The organism is Chryseobacterium ginsengisoli (assembly GCF_039542325.1).
In the GTDB taxonomy this organism is placed as follows: domain Bacteria; phylum Bacteroidota; class Bacteroidia; order Flavobacteriales; family Weeksellaceae; genus Chryseobacterium; species Chryseobacterium ginsengisoli.
In genome coordinates this window covers 163,208-183,028 of record NZ_BAABHX010000002.1, presented here as the reverse complement: position 1 = coordinate 183,028, position 19,821 = coordinate 163,208, and the positions used below count along the sequence as shown (strand labels likewise).

The 19,821-nt window shown below is 34.5% G+C and carries 14 protein-coding genes; 10 read left to right on the top strand and 4 right to left on the bottom strand.

What is annotated here, in order from left to right; translation table 11 throughout:
* Window positions 1-34 precede the first annotated feature (34 nt).
* From ABD940_RS05870 to ABD940_RS05860, 3 genes are all read right to left on the bottom strand, one after another.
* Complete coding sequence (locus ABD940_RS05870) at window positions 35-1,495, bottom strand: LptF/LptG family permease (RefSeq protein WP_345200973.1); 1,461 nt, start codon at window positions 1,493-1,495, stop codon at window positions 35-37.
* Window positions 1,496-1,591: 96 nt separating this feature from the next.
* On the bottom strand, window positions 1,592-2,239 hold the full coding sequence (gene lolA1, locus ABD940_RS05865; protein ID WP_345200970.1) for an outer membrane lipoprotein periplasmic chaperone LolA1: 648 nt from the start codon (window positions 2,237-2,239) through the stop codon (window positions 1,592-1,594).
* Window positions 2,240-2,311: 72 nt separating this feature from the next.
* Entirely contained in the window at window positions 2,312-4,885 is a 2,574-nt protein-coding gene (locus ABD940_RS05860; RefSeq protein WP_345200967.1) for an FtsK/SpoIIIE family DNA translocase, read from the bottom strand.
* Window positions 4,886-5,307: 422 nt separating this feature from the next.
* Between ABD940_RS05860 and ABD940_RS05855 the strand changes: the two genes are divergently transcribed.
* From ABD940_RS05855 to ABD940_RS05845, 3 genes are all read left to right on the top strand, one after another.
* Complete coding sequence (locus ABD940_RS05855) at window positions 5,308-8,553, top strand: cytochrome c biogenesis protein (RefSeq protein WP_345200964.1); 3,246 nt, start codon at window positions 5,308-5,310, stop codon at window positions 8,551-8,553.
* A gap of 410 nt (window positions 8,554-8,963) precedes the next feature.
* The gene (locus ABD940_RS05850) at window positions 8,964-9,830 is read left to right on the top strand and encodes an SPFH domain-containing protein (RefSeq protein WP_345200962.1); all 867 of its coding nucleotides are present in this window, start codon (window positions 8,964-8,966) and stop codon (window positions 9,828-9,830) included.
* A gap of 274 nt (window positions 9,831-10,104) precedes the next feature.
* Entirely contained in the window at window positions 10,105-10,293 is a 189-nt protein-coding gene (locus ABD940_RS05845; RefSeq protein WP_345200960.1) for a type II toxin-antitoxin system antitoxin, read from the top strand.
* Between the two features lie 77 nt (window positions 10,294-10,370).
* On the opposite strand, the gene ABD940_RS05840 is transcribed toward ABD940_RS05845, so the two are convergent.
* Entirely contained in the window at window positions 10,371-10,571 is a 201-nt protein-coding gene (locus ABD940_RS05840; RefSeq protein WP_345200959.1) for a hypothetical protein, read from the bottom strand.
* A 137-nt stretch (window positions 10,572-10,708) separates the two neighbouring features.
* Between ABD940_RS05840 and amaB the strand changes: the two genes are divergently transcribed.
* From amaB to ABD940_RS05805, 7 genes are all read left to right on the top strand, one after another.
* Window positions 10,709-12,259: an L-piperidine-6-carboxylate dehydrogenase gene (gene amaB / locus ABD940_RS05835; RefSeq protein ID WP_345200956.1), complete on the top strand. Its 1,551-nt coding sequence runs from the start codon at window positions 10,709-10,711 to the stop codon at window positions 12,257-12,259.
* Between the two features lie 103 nt (window positions 12,260-12,362).
* On the top strand, window positions 12,363-13,688 hold the full coding sequence (gene lat / locus ABD940_RS05830; protein ID WP_345200954.1) for an L-lysine 6-transaminase: 1,326 nt from the start codon (window positions 12,363-12,365) through the stop codon (window positions 13,686-13,688).
* 63 nt (window positions 13,689-13,751) lie between these two features.
* Window positions 13,752-13,979, top strand: a complete 228-nt coding sequence (locus ABD940_RS05825) for a DUF2007 domain-containing protein (RefSeq protein ID WP_345200952.1) — start codon at window positions 13,752-13,754, stop codon at window positions 13,977-13,979.
* 342 nt (window positions 13,980-14,321) lie between these two features.
* A complete protein-coding gene (locus ABD940_RS05820; RefSeq protein ID WP_345200950.1) occupies window positions 14,322-14,834 on the top strand; it encodes a GNAT family N-acetyltransferase in 513 nt (170 codons plus the stop codon).
* A 117-nt stretch (window positions 14,835-14,951) separates the two neighbouring features.
* Window positions 14,952-15,407 (top strand): transcriptional regulator, encoded by a 456-nt coding sequence (locus tag ABD940_RS05815; RefSeq protein WP_345200948.1) that lies wholly within the window; start codon window positions 14,952-14,954, stop codon window positions 15,405-15,407.
* A 1-nt stretch (window position 15,408) separates the two neighbouring features.
* Window positions 15,409-16,593: an efflux RND transporter periplasmic adaptor subunit gene (locus ABD940_RS05810; protein ID WP_345200945.1), complete on the top strand. Its 1,185-nt coding sequence runs from the start codon at window positions 15,409-15,411 to the stop codon at window positions 16,591-16,593.
* Between the two features lies 1 nt (window position 16,594).
* Window positions 16,595-19,741, top strand: coding sequence for an efflux RND transporter permease subunit (locus tag ABD940_RS05805; protein WP_345200942.1), 3,147 nt, complete (start codon window positions 16,595-16,597; stop codon window positions 19,739-19,741).
* Window positions 19,742-19,821: the final 80 nt, after the last annotated feature.

Below are 19,821 nucleotides of genomic sequence, written 5' to 3'. Positions count from 1 at the left end.
TTTTGTATGAATAATTTTTAAATTTAATTAAAGTCTATTGATATCTCTTATGTTCTTTATTCTTCACAAACAATTTCGTAAGGGGTTTGAATAATGCTTTGTATTTTTCGGCATCAAATAATTGAGAATCTGTCAATGCTTTGTATGTCATCCAAACTCCAAAAGGGAAGAGAATAATATTTGGAACCCATGCTGCCAAATATGGATTTATTTTTCCCGACCAAGCGACATTTTCAATTCCAACATTTATTACATAAAAAATAATAAAAATAACGATCGCAATGATTACCGGAAGTCCCATTCCTCCTTTTCTGATGATCGATCCCAAACTTGCTCCGATCAGGAAGAAAATAATACATGTAAATGAATAAGTCACAATTCTCTGCTGATAAATAACGACCTTACCATAATATTTTATACTTGGATCCATTTCATTATTCTTGCCTTCAAGAGTACTTTTCAGATTGTCTAATCTGGTGTAAGCATTGCTAATTATTTCTAATTTTTTCTCACTTTTTACAGTATCTAATTTTAATAGTTGCTTAGGTTTTGCTTTTGCTCTGTTTTGCTTCGTATCCATGTAGTTTATCACAGAATTGGTTTGGCTCAAAACATCATTATTAACATTAGTAAAGAATTTATTGTTTTCTTTTTTCGTTTTATCGATGGTTTTATTTAATTCACGAAAAGTCTGGAAACGGTAATCGTCCGTAATTTTTTCTTCTTCAATAGCTTTATTAATGATTTCACTTATGTCGAAATGTGAAGTTAAAGAATCAAATTTTATTGCCTGATCGGGTTGTTTTAAACGAACATTTTCACCTTTTCCGGCAAAATTGTCTTCGTAAACATAGCCATCATAAAGAACAAGCTTTAGATAGTTTTTGTTTACAGCCGGAACAAATTTCCCTTTTTTCGCAACAATGGTTTGTTGATTATCATAACTGGTCGCCTTTTTATGAACAAAGACACCTTCAATATTTTCGGCATTTTCTCCATAAATTTTATCAAACTTTACCATGTTTCCAGGAATCTGATCGATAAACTGACCGGGAGTGAAATTTAAAGCCGGCTTTGTCTGAGCAATATTAAAAAGCATGTTTTTTGCCTTCCTCTGGAAATCCGGGATAATATTATTGGAGAAAAAGTAAAGCATGACTGCCATAATGGTTGTAACACCTAATAACGGCATCATTACTCTCGTCAAAGAAATTCCTGCAGCTTTCATGGCGGCAAGTTCATACCGTTCACCAAATTCCCCGAAAGTCATAATACTCGCCAAGAGAATGGTAAGTGGTAAAACCATACTTACAACACTTACTCCGAGATAGAAAAGTAGTTTTATAATTTGCAATGTGCTTAATCCCTTTCCCATAAACTGCCCAAGCTGAACCCAGATAATGTTTACGATAAAGATGAAAAACAATACGCTGAATATAAAGAAAAACGGTCCAAAGAAGGTTTTTATAATATATCGGTCTAGTATTTTTAACATTCGCCAAAATTAATCAAAAAGCCACAAAGTTTTCTTTGCAGCTCTTATATTTTATGAAATTTTATAATAATTAATAAGTTGATAGGACTTATTGGCTTAAAGTTCCGTGATCAGATAGTTTTTGTATTTACTTTTATCAAACACAAACATTCCCGCATCAAGATCTTGGTTTTCCTTGTATTCTTTAATAGCAATTACCGCAACATCTTTATTATTTCCATGTTGTTCCAGTTTTATCATTTGTTTTTTCGCAGAGTCTACAAAAAGGTAAACATATTTTATTCCGTTTGATTTTACGGGAGTTAATTTAATTAAATCCGTATTTACGCCATTTACACTTTTCTTACCTCCATAAGTTACATTGTAATCATTTCTGTAAGATGTAAGGTAATTGATAGGGGAGAACATCGAGCTGCTTCCGTTTGGTTTGGCAACCGTAACCTCCATATCTTCTGTATTGATATTGTAGATTTTATTGCCATCAAAGATCTGCTCCGTTTCCATGATCTTTAATTTGTATTTGTCTCCTGCAGAATAATAAATTCCCGGTTCTGTCTTTCCAACCTGCTCGTTTGTTCCGCTTCCAAAAGAAAACTTGAAATAAGAATTCTTTTTAGATTTATAATTTGCAGTAATGTCGTCCAGTATTTTTTTTGCTTTCGCATCAATTTTCTGAGCATTTGTAAATCCTACCGCTCCAACTATCAAACTGCTTACTAGAATTTTTGAAATAATATTTTTCATTTTTTTATTTAAATCTTTACTATTTAGACTTTCTCAATTGTTAAAAGTTAAACTCAATTGTTATTTTGTCTCTTAACTGCGCAAATCTTCCAAAAACTGTTCCAAAGAGTGAAGATCGCTAATAAGAACTTCTCTTGCTTTTGCTCCATTAAATCCGCCAACAATTCCGCTTGCTTCCAACTGATCCATAATTCTTCCTGCTCTGTTGTATCCTAATTTCAATTGTCTTTGCAACATTGAAGTCGAACCTTGTTGTGTAGAAACAATAATTCTTGCTGCATCTTCAAACAAAGCATCTTTTTCATTAGGATCAAAAGCTCCGACTGTGCTTGTAGAATCTTCGGAAACATATTCAGGAAGAAGGAATGCTGAAGCGTAACCTTTCTGTTCACCGATAAATTCTGCCAATCTTTCTACTTCAGGAGTATCAACAAAAGCACACTGAAGTCTTAAAATTTCATTCCCATTAAAATAAAGCATATCTCCTTTACCAATCAGCTGATCTGCTCCCGGAGAATCCAAAATCGTTCTTGAATCCACACTTGAAATTACTCTAAATGCCGCTCTTGCAGGGAAGTTGGCTTTGATCATACCTGTAATTACGTTCACAGAAGGTCTTTGTGTCGCAACGATCAAGTGAATTCCAACCGCTCTGGCTAACTGTGCTAATCTGGCAATCGGTAATTCTACTTCTTTTCCGGCTGTCATAATTAAGTCTGCAAATTCGTCTACTACCAAAACAATGTAAGGTAAATAACGGTGACCGTTTTCAGGATTTAATTTTCTTTCCGTGAATTTTTTATTGTATTCCTTTAAATTTTTACAGAAAGCATTTTTAAGCAAATCATATCTCTGATCCATTTCCACACAAAGAGAATTCAGCGTATTGATTACTTTATTAGTATCTGTAATAATTGCATCGTCGGAATCCGGAAGCTTCGCAAGATAATGTCTTTCGATTTTTGAATATAAAGAAAGTTCCACCTTTTTAGGATCTACCATTACAAATTTCAGTTCACTTGGATGTTTCTTGTAAAGTAGGGAAGTCAGGATCGCATTAATACCAACTGATTTACCTTGTCCTGTCGCACCTGCCATCAATAAGTGAGGCATTTTTGAAAGGTCTGCCATGAAAACTTCATTAGAAATCGTTTTACCGAAAACTACTGGCAAATCCATATCCGTATTTTGGAATTTATGAGAAGCGATTACTGAACGCATCGAAACCATTGTGGGATTTTTTCTCGGAACTTCAATTCCGATTGTTCCTTTTCCCGGCATCGGTGCAATAATTCTGATTCCTAAAGCTGAAAGATTCAAAGCAATATCATCCTGCAGTTTTTTGATTGCCGATACTCTGATTCCTGCTTCGGGAACTATTTCGTACAATGTAACTGTCGGACCGATCGTTGCTTTAATTTCTGCAATTCCTACATTAAAGTTTTTAAGTAGTCCTACGATTTTATTTTTGTTTTCCTCTAATTCATCCTTGTTAACAGAAATTTCTTCATTTCCATAATCTTTCAAAAGCTCAACAGGTGGCATTTGAAATTTAGCCAGATCCAATCTGTGATCATAAAGACCATGTTTATCAACCAATTCCTGAGATTTTTTATCAGAATCATCCAGAATGTCTATAACGGGAGCAACTTCTACATTAAATTTAATATTTTCCTGAGGCGCAGTTACTGTTGCGGTTGATGTAGGAGTTGTAGGTTTAATATCAAAAGCCTGTTCCGGAGTTGAAGTAGGAATCGTTGGTCTTGTATTAAGATTTATATTTAAAGATTGTGAAAAATCATTTTTAGGTTCTTCATAAAACGAAGTCTGGTTCGGAGTAACGATAGTATCTAAATTCGTAGAAACCGGAACTTCAGGAAATCCTTTCGGAACATTTACTGGTTCAGGTTCTGTAAATTTTACTGTTGGTTTTTCAACAACTTCAGTTACTTTAATTTTTGATGGAATTTCTTCCTGTTCCGAAGTTTCAATCTCTTCAATTAATTCTTCATCTGCTTCAAAATTTTCATCAGAACTTGGCATCATAGATTTTACCTTTCCGATCGTATTTTCATTAATATCATTTAATTTTGATTTGATAGAACTCGGACGAAGATTAAATTCTAAAATAAAATACAGAAGAATACTTGCCACCAAAACCAGCCACAAACCAACAGATCCGATCATTGAATTCAGGGAATCCATGATTTGATAACCATAAACACCACTTAAAACTCCCTGTCCTTTTGTGATTGCCCCGAATAAAATCGGAAGCCAGCAAATGAAAAATAAGGAGTGACCAACTGTTTTCCATGGCTTGAACATCTTCTTTTTCAGAATAATAGTTCCGAAAACCAAAAATAAAAATGCAATTATAAATGAAGCAACACCGATGCTTTCGAAAATAAAAATATTTCCAAGCCAGTCGCCCAGTTTTCCAAAAAGATTTGAAGATTTTATACTTTTATCGAGCATTGTTCCTGCCTGACTCTGATCTGCCTTCCAATTCATTAAATAAGAGACAAATGAGAATGTAAGAACTACAGAAAAAAGTATACATGTAAGCCCGGAAAATACCCGTGGCTTCGATAAAAATTTGCCTTTATCAGACGATTCCTGTTGTGTGTTTTGTGTGTTTTTATCCATAATATCAATGTGGCAAATTTAATGTTTTTTCGACATTAAATGAATGCTTTTCTGCTTAAAAGAAATTTTAATTTTTCCGTGAATTATAAAGGAAAATTTTCTCTCTAATCTGTTTTTTGAATACTTAAAAATATTTAAAATAAAATAAATTCAGCTAAAATATTTGTTGTAATTATTATTTTACTTTAAACCATAAAAAATCAACTCTATTATCCTGAGATATAGACGTGCTCAATCGTTAATATAGCTTTTATGAATTCAAATTTTATGCCTATTCAAATTTAAATTTTCTTCAATTAAAGCCAACTTATTAAGAATGATTAAAAATAAGGTTTTAAAAGGTTCTAACTGATAAAAGACAGCTTTTTTTGGCTTCTTTATGGTTTATCATCCCTATTTTTGCATGTCAAGTAAAATATATCATGAAGAAGCTCCAGGATATTCTTATCTCGACCAGGACAATGGCTGTATTGTTACTGGTTTATGCATTTGCAATGGCATATGCAACGTTCTTAGAAAACGACTACGGAACTCCCACAGCAAAAGCATTAATTTATGAAGCAAAATGGTTTGAATTAATCATGTTTCTGCTCATTCTCAACTTTATAGGAAATATCGGAAGATATAGACTTTGGAAAAGAGAAAAATGGCCGGTTTTGGTCTTTCACCTTGCATTTATACTGATCTTCGTTGGTGGTGCGATCACACGATACATCAGTTTTGAAGGCACAATGCACATCAGAGAAGGTGAAACTTCTAACGAAATTGTGACCGACAAAAATTTCCTTAAAATTCAAATTGAAGAAAAAGGCGATGTTCTTAATTATCAGGATATTCCTTATCTGATGTCTCCTTTACACAAAGATTTGGAAGCAACTTATGATTTCCACGGAAAACAAGTGAAAGTGGTTGCTAGAGAGTATGTTCAGAGAAAAAAAGACAGCTTAGTTGCTGAATCAAACGGGGCCGAATATCTTCATTTGGTTTCTACAGGACAAACCGGAAGACAGAACATTTACATCAAACCGGGTGAAACAAAGTCAATTAACGGAACTTTAGTAACATTCAACAGAGCAATTGAGGGTGCTGTTGAATTTAAAAATGAAGATGGAAAATTATTCATCAAAACTCCGGTTGATGCGACGTTTATGACGATGGCAACTCAGGCGACAGGAAATACGGTGAAAAATGAATTTCAACCGTTGGCTTTGAGAAGTTTATATTCTATCAATGAATTAAAATTAGTAGTTCCTGAAGGTCTTAAAAAAGGAAGGTTAATAGCAATTGAAGGTGACAGAAAGAAAGATCAGGCTGTTCCGGATGTATTGACTGTTGAACTTCAGGGTCCAAAAACAAAGCAACTCGTAGATCTTTCAGTTGAAAAAGGAAATCCGAATGCTTACAAACAAGTAACAATGGACGGATTGAATATTATGGTTGGTTTTGGTCCGAAAATTTACAATACACCTTTCTCTCTTAAACTGGATGATTTCGTAATGGAAACTTATCCGGGAAGTTCATCTCCGAGCGCGTATGAAAGTCATATTAAAATCATTGATGAAGGAAAACAAACTCCTTTTAATATTTATATGAACCACGTTTTGAATCATAAAGGCTACCGTTTCTTCCAGTCTAGTTTTGATCCTGACAGAATGGGAACAGTATTGTCTGTAAACCATGATTATTGGGGAACTTTAATTTCTTATATCGGATATACGTTTTTATTCGGAGGAATGTTTTTCATGTTCTTCTGGAAAGGAACCCACTTCTGGAAATTAAATAAAATGCTGAAAGATGTTAACAAAAAAAGAGCGACAATGATACTTTTATTGTTTTTAAGCTTAGGTTTAAACGCTCAGAAAATTGAAACACACGGAACAACGGACGGAAGCAAAGAGCACGTTCATATAGAAGGTGAAGCTCATAATCACGCTCCGGCGTCTGAAACGGCTCAGCAACAAGGTCCACAACCATTTACAAAAATGAAAATGGTTTCGGCAGATGAGATTATTGCAAGAAATAAGATCAGCAAAGAGCACGCAGATAAATTCGGATATCTTTTGGTTCAGAATTTTGAAGGAAGAATTGTTCCTATTAATACAGAAGCTTTAGATGTTTTAAGAAAATTATACAAAAAGGACGAATTTAAAGGAACAGATGGAAAGTCTTTGACAGCCAACCAATGGTTTCTTTCTGTAAATACGGATACACCAAGCTGGACAATGGTTCCGATGATCAAAATAGGTCCAAAAGGAGGTGATGAATTAAAGAAAAAAACAAAAGCTGATGACGATGGTTATACATCATTAATGAACCTTTTCCCAGCTGATGCAAACGGAAATTTGAGATATATTCTTGAAAATGATTATAATTCAGCTTTCCGTAAAAAGATTTCTGAACAAACAAATTACGATAAAGAAATAATTTCTGTGAACGAGAGAGTTCAGATTTTTAATGAATTTTTCAGCGGTCAGTTTATGAGAATTGTTCCTGTGAAAAATGATGTAAATCACACTTGGCATTCTTGGCTTGATCAGAAAATGGAACCGGATTTGGAATCTCAACAAGTAATGGGACCTTATTTTGCGGAAGTTTTACAGGCTCAGAAAACAGGAAATTGGTCAAAAGCTGATACTGAATTGGCAAAACTTTCAGACTATCAGCAAAAATGGGGGAAAGCAGTTGTTCCTGCAAAATCTAAAGTTGATCTTGAGGTTTTCATGAATGAAGTGAACCTTAACTTCAAACTATTAATTTTCTATACGTTAATCGGAGGATTATTATTGATATTAGGTTTTGTTGAATTATTTAAGTCTAAAAAAGTTTTAGGTAAAATCATTAAAGTAATTATTGCTCTTGGAGTTTTAGGATATATTTTACATTTCCTTGGATTGATTGCAAGATGGTATATTTCAGGTCACGCTCCTTGGAGTAACGGTTATGAAGCGATTATCTTCATCTCTTGGGTTGGTATTACAGCAGGTTTAATTTTGTACAGAAATTCAAATGCGTTAATTCCTGCTGCTGGATTTATGGTTGCTGTAATTATGATGGGATTTGCGCACGGAGGTTCAGCGCTTGATCCGCAGATTACACCGCTTGTTCCTGTATTGAAATCATATTGGTTGATCGTTCACGTAGCAATTATTACATCAAGTTATGGATTCTTTGCCTTGTCAATGATTATTGCGGTAATTTCATTGGTGTTTTTCATCATTTCAAATAAAGAAACGTATAAAATTCACCACGATACAACATTAAAAGAATTGGTGATCGTATCTGAAATGTCTTTAACAATCGGATTATTTGCATTAACAGTCGGAAACTTCTTAGGAGGAATCTGGGCAAACGAATCTTGGGGCAGATACTGGAGTTGGGATCCAAAAGAAACCTGGGCTTTCATCTCGATCATGGTTTACGCATTTGTATTGCACATGAGATTGGTTCCGGGATTGAGAAGCAAATGGGCATTCCACGTAGCAACAATGTTTGCATTCTGTTCGATGGTAATGACATATTTTGGAGTTAATTACTACTTAAGCGGACTTCACTCTTACGCAGCCGGAGATCCGGTTCCGGTTCCGGCTTGGGTTTACATCGGACTTGGAACAATGGCGCTTTTATCAGCCGCTTCGTATTACAAGTTTAAGATTTTAAATAAAAAATAAATTTAAATTTTATCATAAAAAAAAATCCCTGAAATTAATTTTTCAGGGATTTTTTTTCCCAAATTTAAATGATATAGGAACAAACCTGTGAACGTTAAGAAAATTCTACTGTTTGAGCGCGAGACAAATTTAGTTTTCGCGCGAGTTTTAGAATTTTTAGAGAATCGGTTTCTTTTTTAGCAAGTCTTAAACTTTTGTTTTAAGACAAAAAAATTAATTAAATATAGATGCTTCGACAAGCTCAGCATGACAACTCTAATACTAACTTTTCAATTTTAGCAGAACAATATCAAGTTGAGCTTCTTGAAGCATCTCAATAATTTATAAAAAACTTAAACTTTTAATTTATAATTCAAAATTTACTCATATCTTTATGATATCAAATTAATATCAAAATTAAAAATCATATTATGGAAAAAATCTTAAAACCAATGTCGGGTTATCTTACTTTAGTAATCTGTTTGGGATTGTTTGTAGCATCAATTTATTTATTTGTAACAGGAGTTGATAATAACATTGTGCTTGTTGTTTTAGCATTATTAGCATTTGTTCTTTCTTGCTTTTTCTTAAAAGGTTTAATGATTATTCAGCCGAATCACTCAAGAGTTCTGAACTTTTTTGGAAAGTATGTCGGAACCGTAAAAGACAATGGATTATTCTTTATTAATCCTTTATATTCATCTCAGAAAATCAGTCTTCGTTCTGAAAATTTACAAGGACAAACATTGAAAGTGAATGATAAAATGGGGAACCCAATCGAAATTGCAGTCGTAATCGTTTGGAAAGTAGGAGATACTTACAAAGCAGCTTTCGACGTTGAACGTTATTCAGATTTCGTGAAAATGCAGAGTGAAGCTGCAGTTCGTCATTTGGCGATGAGCTTTCCTTATGATAATTTGGAAGATGATCACGCTCCGATTACTTTGAGAGAAGGCGGTGATAAAATCAATGCTATTTTGGAGCAGGAACTTACAGAGAGACTTTCAAAAGCAGGAATTACGATTCAGGAAGCTAGAATTTCGCACTTAGCTTACGCATCAGAAATTGCAGGAGCAATGCTTCAGAGACAACAGGCAACTGCGATTGTTGCGGCAAGAACAAAGATCGTAGAAGGTGCGGTTGGAATGGTAGATTTAGCATTAAAAAAACTTTCAGAAGGGAATATTGTAGAATTGGACGATGAAAGAAAAGCTGCAATGGTTAGTAATTTAATGGTTGTTCTTTGTGGTGAAAAAGCTGCACAACCAATTTTAAATGCCGGAACTTTGTATAATTAATAGTGAAGAATTAATAATTAAAAATTTTTGTAATACTTGTCATTCCGGAGGAATCTAAGCTGTGAATTTAGAAGAATAGTATTAGAAACGCCAATCTGAGCGAAATGGAAGACTTTATATTTAAAAGATTCTTCACTTCACCTCGTTTCGGTCTGAATGACAAATATGACATTACATCTTTGCTGAGTGAAAAGCCTTTGTGAACTTAAAAAACATAAAGTAATTAAAAAAATCTTTGCGCCCTTTGCGTTGAAAACAAAAAGAATTAAGAAAAATGAAATCAGAAAAAACTCAAAACTCTCCCGAAAACAAAGGCAAAAAATCTTTCGTCTTAAGGATAGATGAGTCCACGTATAAGCTTCTTGAAAAATGGGCAAATGATGAGTTCCGAAGTGTAAATGGGCAGATTGAGTATTTGCTTCATCAAAAATTAATTGATTCGGGAAGGAAAAAGAAAGATTAATTAATAAAATTTAACCTTCAACCAAAACAAAAAGCTGAGAATATTCTCAGCTTTTTTTGTTTGTATATATCAATTAATTAATCAAATATTCCTGTAAAGTAACTTGCAATGATACTCCATGCATTTTTCCCCAGAAAATAAATAAGAGTGGAAGAAATGATTCCTTTTACGGTAAAGAATATAATTCCGCCAATCCCAAATTTCTTTACCAACCTCTTCCATCTTGAGCTTTTCTTTTCCTCAACAGCAGGTTCGTTTATCGTCTTATTATTCTCCATTTCTGAAAGTCAAATGATTATCATACAAAGATAAGCATGTTTATAATTAGTCCAAATAAAAAACACGTTAAAAAAATTAAAATTTTGCAGTTCGAGTAATATTTCTATCTTTAGAGGAAACGAAAAGTAAAATTTTTATGTCTAAAAAGGTTAAGGATTTTGGGATAGAAAAAACACTCAAAAATCTAGGAATTAAAGATGAAAATAAAGGGACTTCTGTAGGCGGAAAATACTTTGCATCAGGGAAAACCATAGAAAGTTATTCTCCTGTAGACGGAAATCTGATTGCGAAGATAAAGACTTCCGGAGAATCAGATTATGACAAGGTAATCGAAACAGCCGAAAAGGCTTTTAAAGAATTTAGGCTTATTCCAGCTCCTAAAAGAGGAGAAATTGTAAGGCAGTTAGGTCAAAAACTAAGGCAGTACAAGGATGATTTGGGGAAACTTGTTTCTTATGAAATGGGAAAATCTCTACAGGAAGGTCTTGGTGAAGTACAGGAAATGATCGATATCTGTGATTTTGCAGTAGGAGTTTCAAGACAGCTTCACGGATATACAATGCATTCGGAAAGACCCGGTCACAGAATGTACGAGCAATATCATCCGCTTGGAATCGTAGGAATTATCACAGCTTTTAACTTTCCGGTAGCAGTTTGGGCTTGGAATACAGCTTTAGCATGGATTTGTGGTAATGTGACAATCTGGAAACCGTCAGAAAAAACTCCGCTTTGTGCCATTGCATGTCAAAATATAATGAATGAAGTTTTAAAGGAAAATAATCTTTCTGAGGGAATTTCAAGTGTATTGGTTGCAGATCACGAAATCGGACAAAAATTAGTTGATGACAAGAGAGTTTCTCTGGTTTCTTTTACTGGTTCTACAAGAGTAGGAAGAATGGTTTCTACGAACGTTGCTCAAAGATTCGGGAAATCTATTCTTGAATTAGGCGGAAATAACGCAATCATCATTTCTAAAGATGCAGACATCGATATGTCGATCATCGGAGCGGTTTTCGGAGCAGTTGGAACGGCAGGACAAAGATGTACTTCAACAAGAAGATTGATCATTCACGAAAGTGTTTATGATGAAGTTAAGAACAGATTGGCAAAAGCTTACGGACAATTGAAGATCGGAAATCCTTTGGATGAAACGAATCATGTTGGTCCGCTTATCGATACGGATGCTGTAAACATGTATGAGGAAGCTATCAAAAAAGGTAAAAAAGAAGGCGCGAAATTCATCGTTGAGGGTGAAGTTTTAAAAGGTAAAGGTTACGAGTCTGGTTGCTACGTAAAACCTTGTATCGCTGAAGTGAAAAATTCTTATGAGATCGTTCAGCACGAAACTTTTGCACCAATTTTATATTTAATCAAATACACGACTTTAGAAGAAGCTATTGCTATTCAAAATGATGTTCCTCAAGGCTTATCATCTGCAATTATGACGCAGAATTTAAGAGAAGCAGAATTATTCCTTTCTCATGCAGGTTCAGACTGTGGAATTGCCAATGTGAATATCGGAACTTCCGGTGCTGAAATCGGCGGTGCTTTCGGTGGTGAAAAAGAAACTGGAGGCGGTAGAGAATCCGGTTCTGACGTTTGGAAATACTACATGAGAAGACAGACAAATACGATAAATTATACAGCTAGTCTTCCTTTGGCACAAGGAATTAAGTTTGATCTTTAAACGTTTTAATTTAAGTTAAAACAACCAACAACTAATAGATTTAGAATTATTTCTAAGTCTTACAAAATTTTAAATACAATCATCCCTAAGATTATTATTTAACATGGAACAAACAATTGATATACAAGTGAATAAAGTAAAAGAAACTGTAGGAAAACATGTTTTGGCAGACGGTTTCGATTTCGTGATGGATATTGAAAAATCTCACGGTTCATGGCTTTATGACAAACTTACAAATAGAGAATATTTAGATATGTTTTCGATGTTCGCTTCGGCGTCTATCGGCTACAATCACCCTTATTTAGTTGAAAAATCAGCTTGGTTGGGGAAAATGGCTGTCAATAAGCCAACGTTGGCAGACGTTTATTCTGAAGAATATGCACACTTTTTAGAAGTTTTCGAAAGAGTGGTGATTCCTCAGGAATTGCAATATGCTTTTTTTATTGAAGGCGGAACTTTAGGTGTCGAAAATGCTATGAAAGCATGTTTTGACTGGAAAACACGCAAAAATTTCGAAAAAGGTCTTGATGTTGAAGCTGGAATCTGTATTCACTTCAGACAGGCATTTCACGGAAGAAGTGGTTATACTTTAAGCCTTACAAATACTTCTGATCCAAGAAAATATCAGTATTTCCCGATGTTTAACTGGCCAAGAATCTTAAATCCTAAATTGACTTTCCCGATCACGGAAGAAAATCTGGAAGAAACAATTAAAAACGAAAGATTAGCTTTATTAAATATTGAAGAAGCTATTTTGATGAATCCTGATAAAGTTGCTTGTATCATTATTGAGCCGATTCAGGCTGAAGGTGGCGATAACCATTTCAGAGACGAATTTTTGTTAGGATTAAGAAAAATCTGTGACCAAAATGAAATTCTTTTAATTTTTGACGAAGTTCAGACAGGTATCGGAATTACAGGAAAAATGTGGGCTTTTGAACACTTTACTGCAAAACCGGATATTATTTCTTTTGGTAAAAAGGCACAGGTTTGCGGAGTTTTAGCAAATAAAGAAAAGTTTGATGAAATTCCTGATAATGTTTTCAGAGAAAGTTCTAGAATCAACTCAACATTTGGAGGTAATTTTATCGATATGCTTCGTTTCCAATTGGTAATGGAAGTTATTGAAAAAGAAAATCTGGTAGAAAATGCGAGAATTGTCGGAGATTATTTATTGGAAGAATTAAAAATATTAGCTCAAAAGTATCCTGAAAAGATTTCTAATGCAAGAGGAAGAGGATTAATGTGTGCTGTTGATCTTCCAACTGCAGAACAAAGAGATCACCTGAGAAACGAGCTTTTCAACGACGGTTTATTTATCTTATCATGTGGTGATCAGTCGCTTCGTTTCAGACCTCATTTGAATGTCTCAAAAGAAGAAATTAAGATTGCGATTGACAAAATCGAAAATAATATTAATAAAATTTAAAACCTAAAATTTGTAATTTTCAAAAAAACGTTATATATTTAGATACTTAAACGATATAGAAATATGGAAAGAAGTACAAGAGTATCAGTTTTTGAAAGTGACAAACAGGCGGAAATACAGTTAATCAAGTCAAAATTGGACGATGCGCAGATCAAAAATGCGATCGAAAACAATTACCTTACTTTTACGACGACGCCTACAGCAACATCGTTAAAAGTGATGGTGAAACTAGAAGATGAAAAAAAAGCATTTGATGTGATCGATGCTTATCTTCAGCAAAATGAAAATTAAAAACAATTTCATAATTTTAAATTTTACTACTTCGAACCGAAAATTAATTTTAATTAGTTTTCGGTTTTTTAATTCTAAATTTTAAACTTTTATATTAAAATAATTAAAGGATTGAAAATTGTATAGATGCTTCGATAGGCTCAGCATGAAATTTCTAATACTAAATGTTTTTATTAGCAAGTCATTTTTAGCGATATCATACTGAGCCTGTCGAAGCATCTCAAAAAAAAATTCAATAATGGTGACTTTATTTGTCTTCAAAAATGAAACTCCCAAATTGATTTTATTAAAATTTAAATAATTCTAAATTTTTCAATCTCTTTATTAAAATTTTTCACAGCAATGAATTCAGAAATTAAACTAAGAAAGGCAGAAATTGAAGACAGAGACATTATCTGGAACATTTTACAACAGGCAATCGAAAGAAGAAGACAAGACGGAAGCACACAATGGCAGCAGGGTTATCCCAATCTTGAAACCGTTGAAAGTGATATTGCAAAAGGCTTCGGATATGTAATGACGGTAGATGGAGAAATTGCAGTTTATTCCGCTTTGATAATGAATGACGAGCCAGCTTACAGTACAATCCAAGGAGCTTGGTTGAGTGACGGAGAATTCGTTGTTGTTCACAGAGTCGCTGTTGACGAAAAGTTTGCAGGACAGGGAATGGTAAAAAAATTATTCGATCATATTGAAGATTTTACCAGAGAACAGGGAATTCAGAGTGTGAAAGTAGATACCAACTTTGATAATATTGCCATGTTGAAGATCCTTGAAAGCAAAGGCTATTCTTACTGTGGAGAAGTTTTTCTTGCAGGTGGAATGAGAAAGGCTTTTGAAAAGATTATAATTTGATCAAAAAGTTAAATCTATTTCCATTGATTCTTTAAGAAACTATAAATTGAGAAACTCTATCGGGTTTGTTCGTTTAGTTCTGAACTAATTTTTACATTTGCTTCAAATTTATATACAATGCATAAGAGTATAGAAATTGATGAAAAAATTTTTCAGGATGCCGTGAAATTTTATGGCACGGTTTTCAATCTACCTCCGTTAGCTTCAAAAATATATGCCTACCTTTTATTCGATTATAATAAGGTAGGTATCACTTTTGATGAGTTTGTGGAAGTGCTTTCAGCGAGTAAAAGTTCAGTTTCTACGAGTATTTCATTACTATTGAATTCGGAGCTTATCGTAGATCACAACAAAATGGATGAGCGGAAACGATATTTTTTCACCAATGACGAGTATAAGAGAATAAGATTTGAAAAAATAGTTCAAAAGATGCAAGACGAATTAAAACTACTAGATGACTTAGATCAATTTAAAAAAAATCATGACGATGGACACAACGAAAGAATGGAAGCCTATAAGGCACTTTTAAATAAAAATATAATTAATATTCAGGAATCTCTTAATAAACTATAAAATGAATAATAAGCTAGTTATACTTTCTATTGCAGCACTCTCTTTGGTTGCCTGCAAAAAAGAAGCTCCGAAACAGGATGGTGCAAAACCATATCCTGTGGTGAATGTGGAGACAAAAAATATAGTAGGTTATCAGACTTTTCCAGCTACCATTCAGGGTAGGGTAAATAATGATGTTCGTGCTAAAATACAGGGATATATCACACAGGTTTTGGTGGATGAAGGACAATATGTAACAAAAGGACAAGCTTTGTTCCGTTTGGAAACCAACATCTTAAATGAAAATGCAGCTGCTTCCAAAGCCGGAATTGGTGCTGCAGAATCCAATATTGCTGCTGCTCAGGCTGCGGTAAGTGCAGCGAATGTGGAAGTAAATAAACTGAAACCGCTTGTTCAGAAAAATATTATCAGTAATGTTCAGCTTCAAACGGCTCAGGCAAATTTAGCTCAGGCTCAAGCTCAATTAAAACAAGCTCAGGCTGCTAAAAGTCAGGCTGTTGCTAATTACAAAGGAGTAGAAGCAAATATTGAATATTCTGTAATTCGTGCCCCTATTTCCGGTGTTATCGGAAAACTTCCTTTAAAGGTTGGAAGCTTAGTTGGACCGACAGATCAAACGGCTTTAACAACAATTTCAGATACTTCACAATTATACGCTTACTTTTCAATGAATGAGAAAGAATATTTTGATTTCCTTGAAAAATCTCCGGGTGCATCATTGCCTGAAAAAATAAAAAATCTTCCTTTAGTTGAACTTCAGTTAGCAAATGGCAGTATTTATGGTGAAAAAGGTAAAATTGAAGCGATTACAGGACAAATTGATAACACAACAGGTACAATTCAGTTCAGAGTTGGTTTCTCGAATCCTCAGAAATTGTTAAGCAATGGAAACAGCGGATCGATCAGATTACCAAAATCTTACGATAATGTATTGGTTGTTCCCGAAAGTGCAACTTACGAGCAGCAAGGTATTGTTTACGTTTACAAAGTAGAAAAAGATACGGCTAAAAATGTTGTTGTAAATGTGATTGACAGAATCGACAATATGGCTCTTATAAAATCCGGAGTAAATAACGGTGAAACAATTATTGCTGCAGGAATCGGAGGATTAAAACCTGGAACTGCCGTTATCAAAAAGCCAGTTAAAATGGATAGTCTTGTTCAATCTATAAAACCGAAATTCTAAAATGATTAAAAATTTTATAAACAGACCGGTTTTATCCACGGTAATCTCGATCCTGATCGTGATTCTCGGGGTTTTGGGATTGATCTCACTGCCGGTTACACAGTATCCAGACATTGCACCGCCAACAGTCAGCGTTACAGCAAACTATACCGGAGCCAATGCGGAAACTGTAATGAAGAGTGTTGTAGTTCCTTTGGAGGAGCAGATTAACGGGGTTGAAGGAATGGATTACATTACCTCATCTGCGGGAAATGATGGTTCTGCACAGATTCAGGTATTCTTTAAACAAGGGATTGATCCGGATATTGCTGCAGTAAACGTACAAAACCGTGTTACCAGAGCAACACCATTGCTTCCAAGCGAAGTTACACGTTCTGGAGTTGTGACTCAAAAGCAACAGACAAGTGCCTTAATGTATATGTCTTTCTATTCTGAAAATAAAGATCTTGATGATGTATATCTTCAAAACTTTTTGAATATCAACGTTATTCCAAACTTAAAAAGGATTAATGGAGTAGGTGATGCCAACGTTTTCGGTGGAAAAAACTATTCAATGAGAGTTTGGCTGGATCCTGCAAAAATGGCAGCTTACGGAATTACTCCGACAGATGTTACCAATGCAATCAATGAGCAGAGTAGAGAAGCTGCAGCTGGTTCTATTGGACAAAACAGTGGTAGCTCTTTTGAATATATCATTAAATATGTCGGAAAATTCAACGATAAGGAACAGTACGATAATATTATCATTAAATCTCTTGCAGACGGACAAAACTTAATGTTGAAAGACGTTGCTAAAGTAGAATTGGCAGGTCAGTCTTACACAGGAATTGGGGAAAATGGAAACAGTCCATCGATTTCTATGGGTATCTTCCAGACGCCGGGTTCAAATGCTCAGGAGATTATTAAAAATATTAAAACTTATCTAAAATCAGCAGAAGGAAGCTTCCCGGAAGGAGTAAAATATACATTTAACTTTGATACCAACGAATTTCTTGATGCATCTATTGACAAGGTTGTTCATACCTTAATTGAAGCATTTATCTTGGTATTTATTGTTGTATATATATTCTTACAGGATTTCAGATCTACTTTGATTCCGGCAATTGCGGTTCCGGTTTCGATTGTAGGAGCATTCTTCTTCCTGAATTTATTTGGATATTCATTAAACTTATTAACGTTATTCGCTTTAGTTCTTGCGATCGGTATCGTTGTGGATGATGCGATTGTCGTCGTCGAGGCAGTTCACGCCAAGATGGAAAATGGTATTTCCGATGCTAAAAAGGCGACAGTGGAAGCGATGGATGAGATTACAGGAGCAATCATTTCGATTACTTTGGTAATGGCATCCGTATTTATTCCGGTAACATTTATTACAGGTCCTACTGGAGTTTTCTATCAACAGTTTGGTATTACTTTAATTATTGCGATTATTATTTCTGCGATTAATGCCTTGACATTGAGTCCGGTTTTATGTTCATTATTTCTAAAACCTCACGATGAACATCATAAAGAATATAAAAACTTAAACTTTTTACAGAAGTTTTTCTATAAGTTTAATATTGCCTTTAAAACCACGACAGAACGTTACGGAAGAGGATTTGTATTTCTTTTAAGACATAAATGGGTTACATTGATCATCTTCGCAATTACAGGAGGAATCTTGTATTGGGCAAGTACAACAATGAAGAAAGGTTTCGTGCCAACGGAAGACAGAGGGATCATCTTTACAGACGTTCAGCTTCCTCCGGGAGCTTCAATGGAGAGAACGTACAATGCGTTGAAAACACTTCAGGCAAATGCTCTTAAAGTTCCAGGCGTACAAAACGTTACAATTTCTACCGGTAGAGGTTTCTTATCTGGAAACGGTAGTAATAATGGTCTTGCTTTCATTAAATTAAAACCATTTGACGAAAGAAAAAGCGGAGGACAAAGTTCTGAAGATATTACTAAAAGTTTATTCGGGATTTCCGGAAAAGTTCCTGATGCTAAGATTGTATTCTTCCAACCGCCGAGTGTACCTGGTTTTGGTAACAGTGCCGGTTTTGAGATGGTGCTTCTGGATAAATCGGGAGGTGAATATGCAGATTTAGACAATAAAATGAACGAGTTCATCGGTAAGCTGATGCAAAGACCTGAAATTGAATTTGCGCAGTCTTCATTTAATACAAAATATCCTCAGTACGAAATGCAGGTAAATGTTCCATTGGCAAAACAAATGGGAGTTTCTGTAAGTGATATCTTGGCAACAATGCAGGGTTACATTGGAGGTATTTATACCGCTGACTTTACGAAGTACGGAAAACAGTTCAGAGTAATGGTTCAGGCGCTTCCTGAAAACAGACAAAATATTAATAATCTTAATGAATTGTATGTAAAAACAGGTTCCGGAGCAATGTCACCAATCTCTCAGTTTGTTTCAATGAAAAAAGCATACGGACCACAATCTGTAAGCCGTTATAACCTATTTACTTCGGTGAAAATTACAGGGGCAAACTCTGCAGGATATAGTTCCGGGGATGCAATCACGGCTGTTCAGCAGGTTGCCAAAGAAACTTTAAATCAGAATTATGATGTTGAGTTTACAGGATTAACAAGAGAAGAATTGAATTCAGGATCACAAACTGTTTTGATCTTTGCATTAAGCTTAATCTTCGTTTACTTCATCCTTTCTGCACAGTATGAAAGTTACATTCTTCCTTTGGTGGTTGTAATTTCTCTCCCTCTTGGAGTAATGGGAGCTTATTTCGGTCAGAAAATCATGGGCTTGGAAAACAATATTTATTTCCAGATCGCCTTAATTATGTTGGTCGGATTGTTAGCGAAAAATGCGATTTTGATTGTTGAATTTGCTGTTCAGAGAAGGCATCACGGGGAAACGATTGTAATGTCTGCTATTAATGCGGCAAAAGCGAGATTAAGACCAATCCTGATGACATCATTTGCATTCATCTTTGGTTTATTGCCATTGGTTCTAGCAAGCGGAATCGGTGCAGTTGGTAACAGGTCAATTGCGACAGGTGCTGCAATCGGATTATTGATAGGTACTATTTTAGGACTTTTCGTAATTCCTGTCTTGTATGTAATTTTCGAATATTTGCAGGAAAAAGTGAAACCAATCAAAGAAAAAGAAATCAATTTAGCAGAATAAATTTAATTAGAGAAGTTAGAGGTTAGATATTAGAAATTAGTTTTTAAATCTAACTTCTAACCTCTGATTTCTAACTTCTA

What these genes read in the sequence shown, in the direction of transcription:
- ABD940_RS05820 (WP_345200950.1), top strand. Translation starts at nt 14,322, where the DNA reads ATGAATTCAGAAATTAAACTAAGAAAGGCAGAAATTGAAGACAGAGAC.
- ABD940_RS05870 (WP_345200973.1), bottom strand. Translation starts at nt 1,495, where the DNA reads ATGTTAAAAATACTAGACCGATATATTATAAAAACCTTCTTTGGACCG.
- ABD940_RS05815 (WP_345200948.1), top strand. Translation starts at nt 14,952, where the DNA reads ATGCATAAGAGTATAGAAATTGATGAAAAAATTTTTCAGGATGCCGTG.
- ABD940_RS05840 (WP_345200959.1), bottom strand. Translation starts at nt 10,571, where the DNA reads ATGGAGAATAATAAGACGATAAACGAACCTGCTGTTGAGGAAAAGAAA.
- ABD940_RS05855 (WP_345200964.1), top strand. Translation starts at nt 5,308, where the DNA reads ATGAAGAAGCTCCAGGATATTCTTATCTCGACCAGGACAATGGCTGTA.
- ABD940_RS05825 (WP_345200952.1), top strand. Translation starts at nt 13,752, where the DNA reads ATGGAAAGAAGTACAAGAGTATCAGTTTTTGAAAGTGACAAACAGGCG.
- ABD940_RS05810 (WP_345200945.1), top strand. Translation starts at nt 15,409, where the DNA reads ATGAATAATAAGCTAGTTATACTTTCTATTGCAGCACTCTCTTTGGTT.
- ABD940_RS05805 (WP_345200942.1), top strand. Translation starts at nt 16,595, where the DNA reads ATGATTAAAAATTTTATAAACAGACCGGTTTTATCCACGGTAATCTCG.
- ABD940_RS05850 (WP_345200962.1), top strand. Translation starts at nt 8,964, where the DNA reads ATGGAAAAAATCTTAAAACCAATGTCGGGTTATCTTACTTTAGTAATC.
- ABD940_RS05845 (WP_345200960.1), top strand. Translation starts at nt 10,105, where the DNA reads ATGAAATCAGAAAAAACTCAAAACTCTCCCGAAAACAAAGGCAAAAAA.
- amaB (WP_345200956.1), top strand. Translation starts at nt 10,709, where the DNA reads ATGTCTAAAAAGGTTAAGGATTTTGGGATAGAAAAAACACTCAAAAAT.
- ABD940_RS05860 (WP_345200967.1), bottom strand. Translation starts at nt 4,885, where the DNA reads ATGGATAAAAACACACAAAACACACAACAGGAATCGTCTGATAAAGGC.
- lat (WP_345200954.1), top strand. Translation starts at nt 12,363, where the DNA reads ATGGAACAAACAATTGATATACAAGTGAATAAAGTAAAAGAAACTGTA.
- lolA1 (WP_345200970.1), bottom strand. Translation starts at nt 2,239, where the DNA reads ATGAAAAATATTATTTCAAAAATTCTAGTAAGCAGTTTGATAGTTGGA.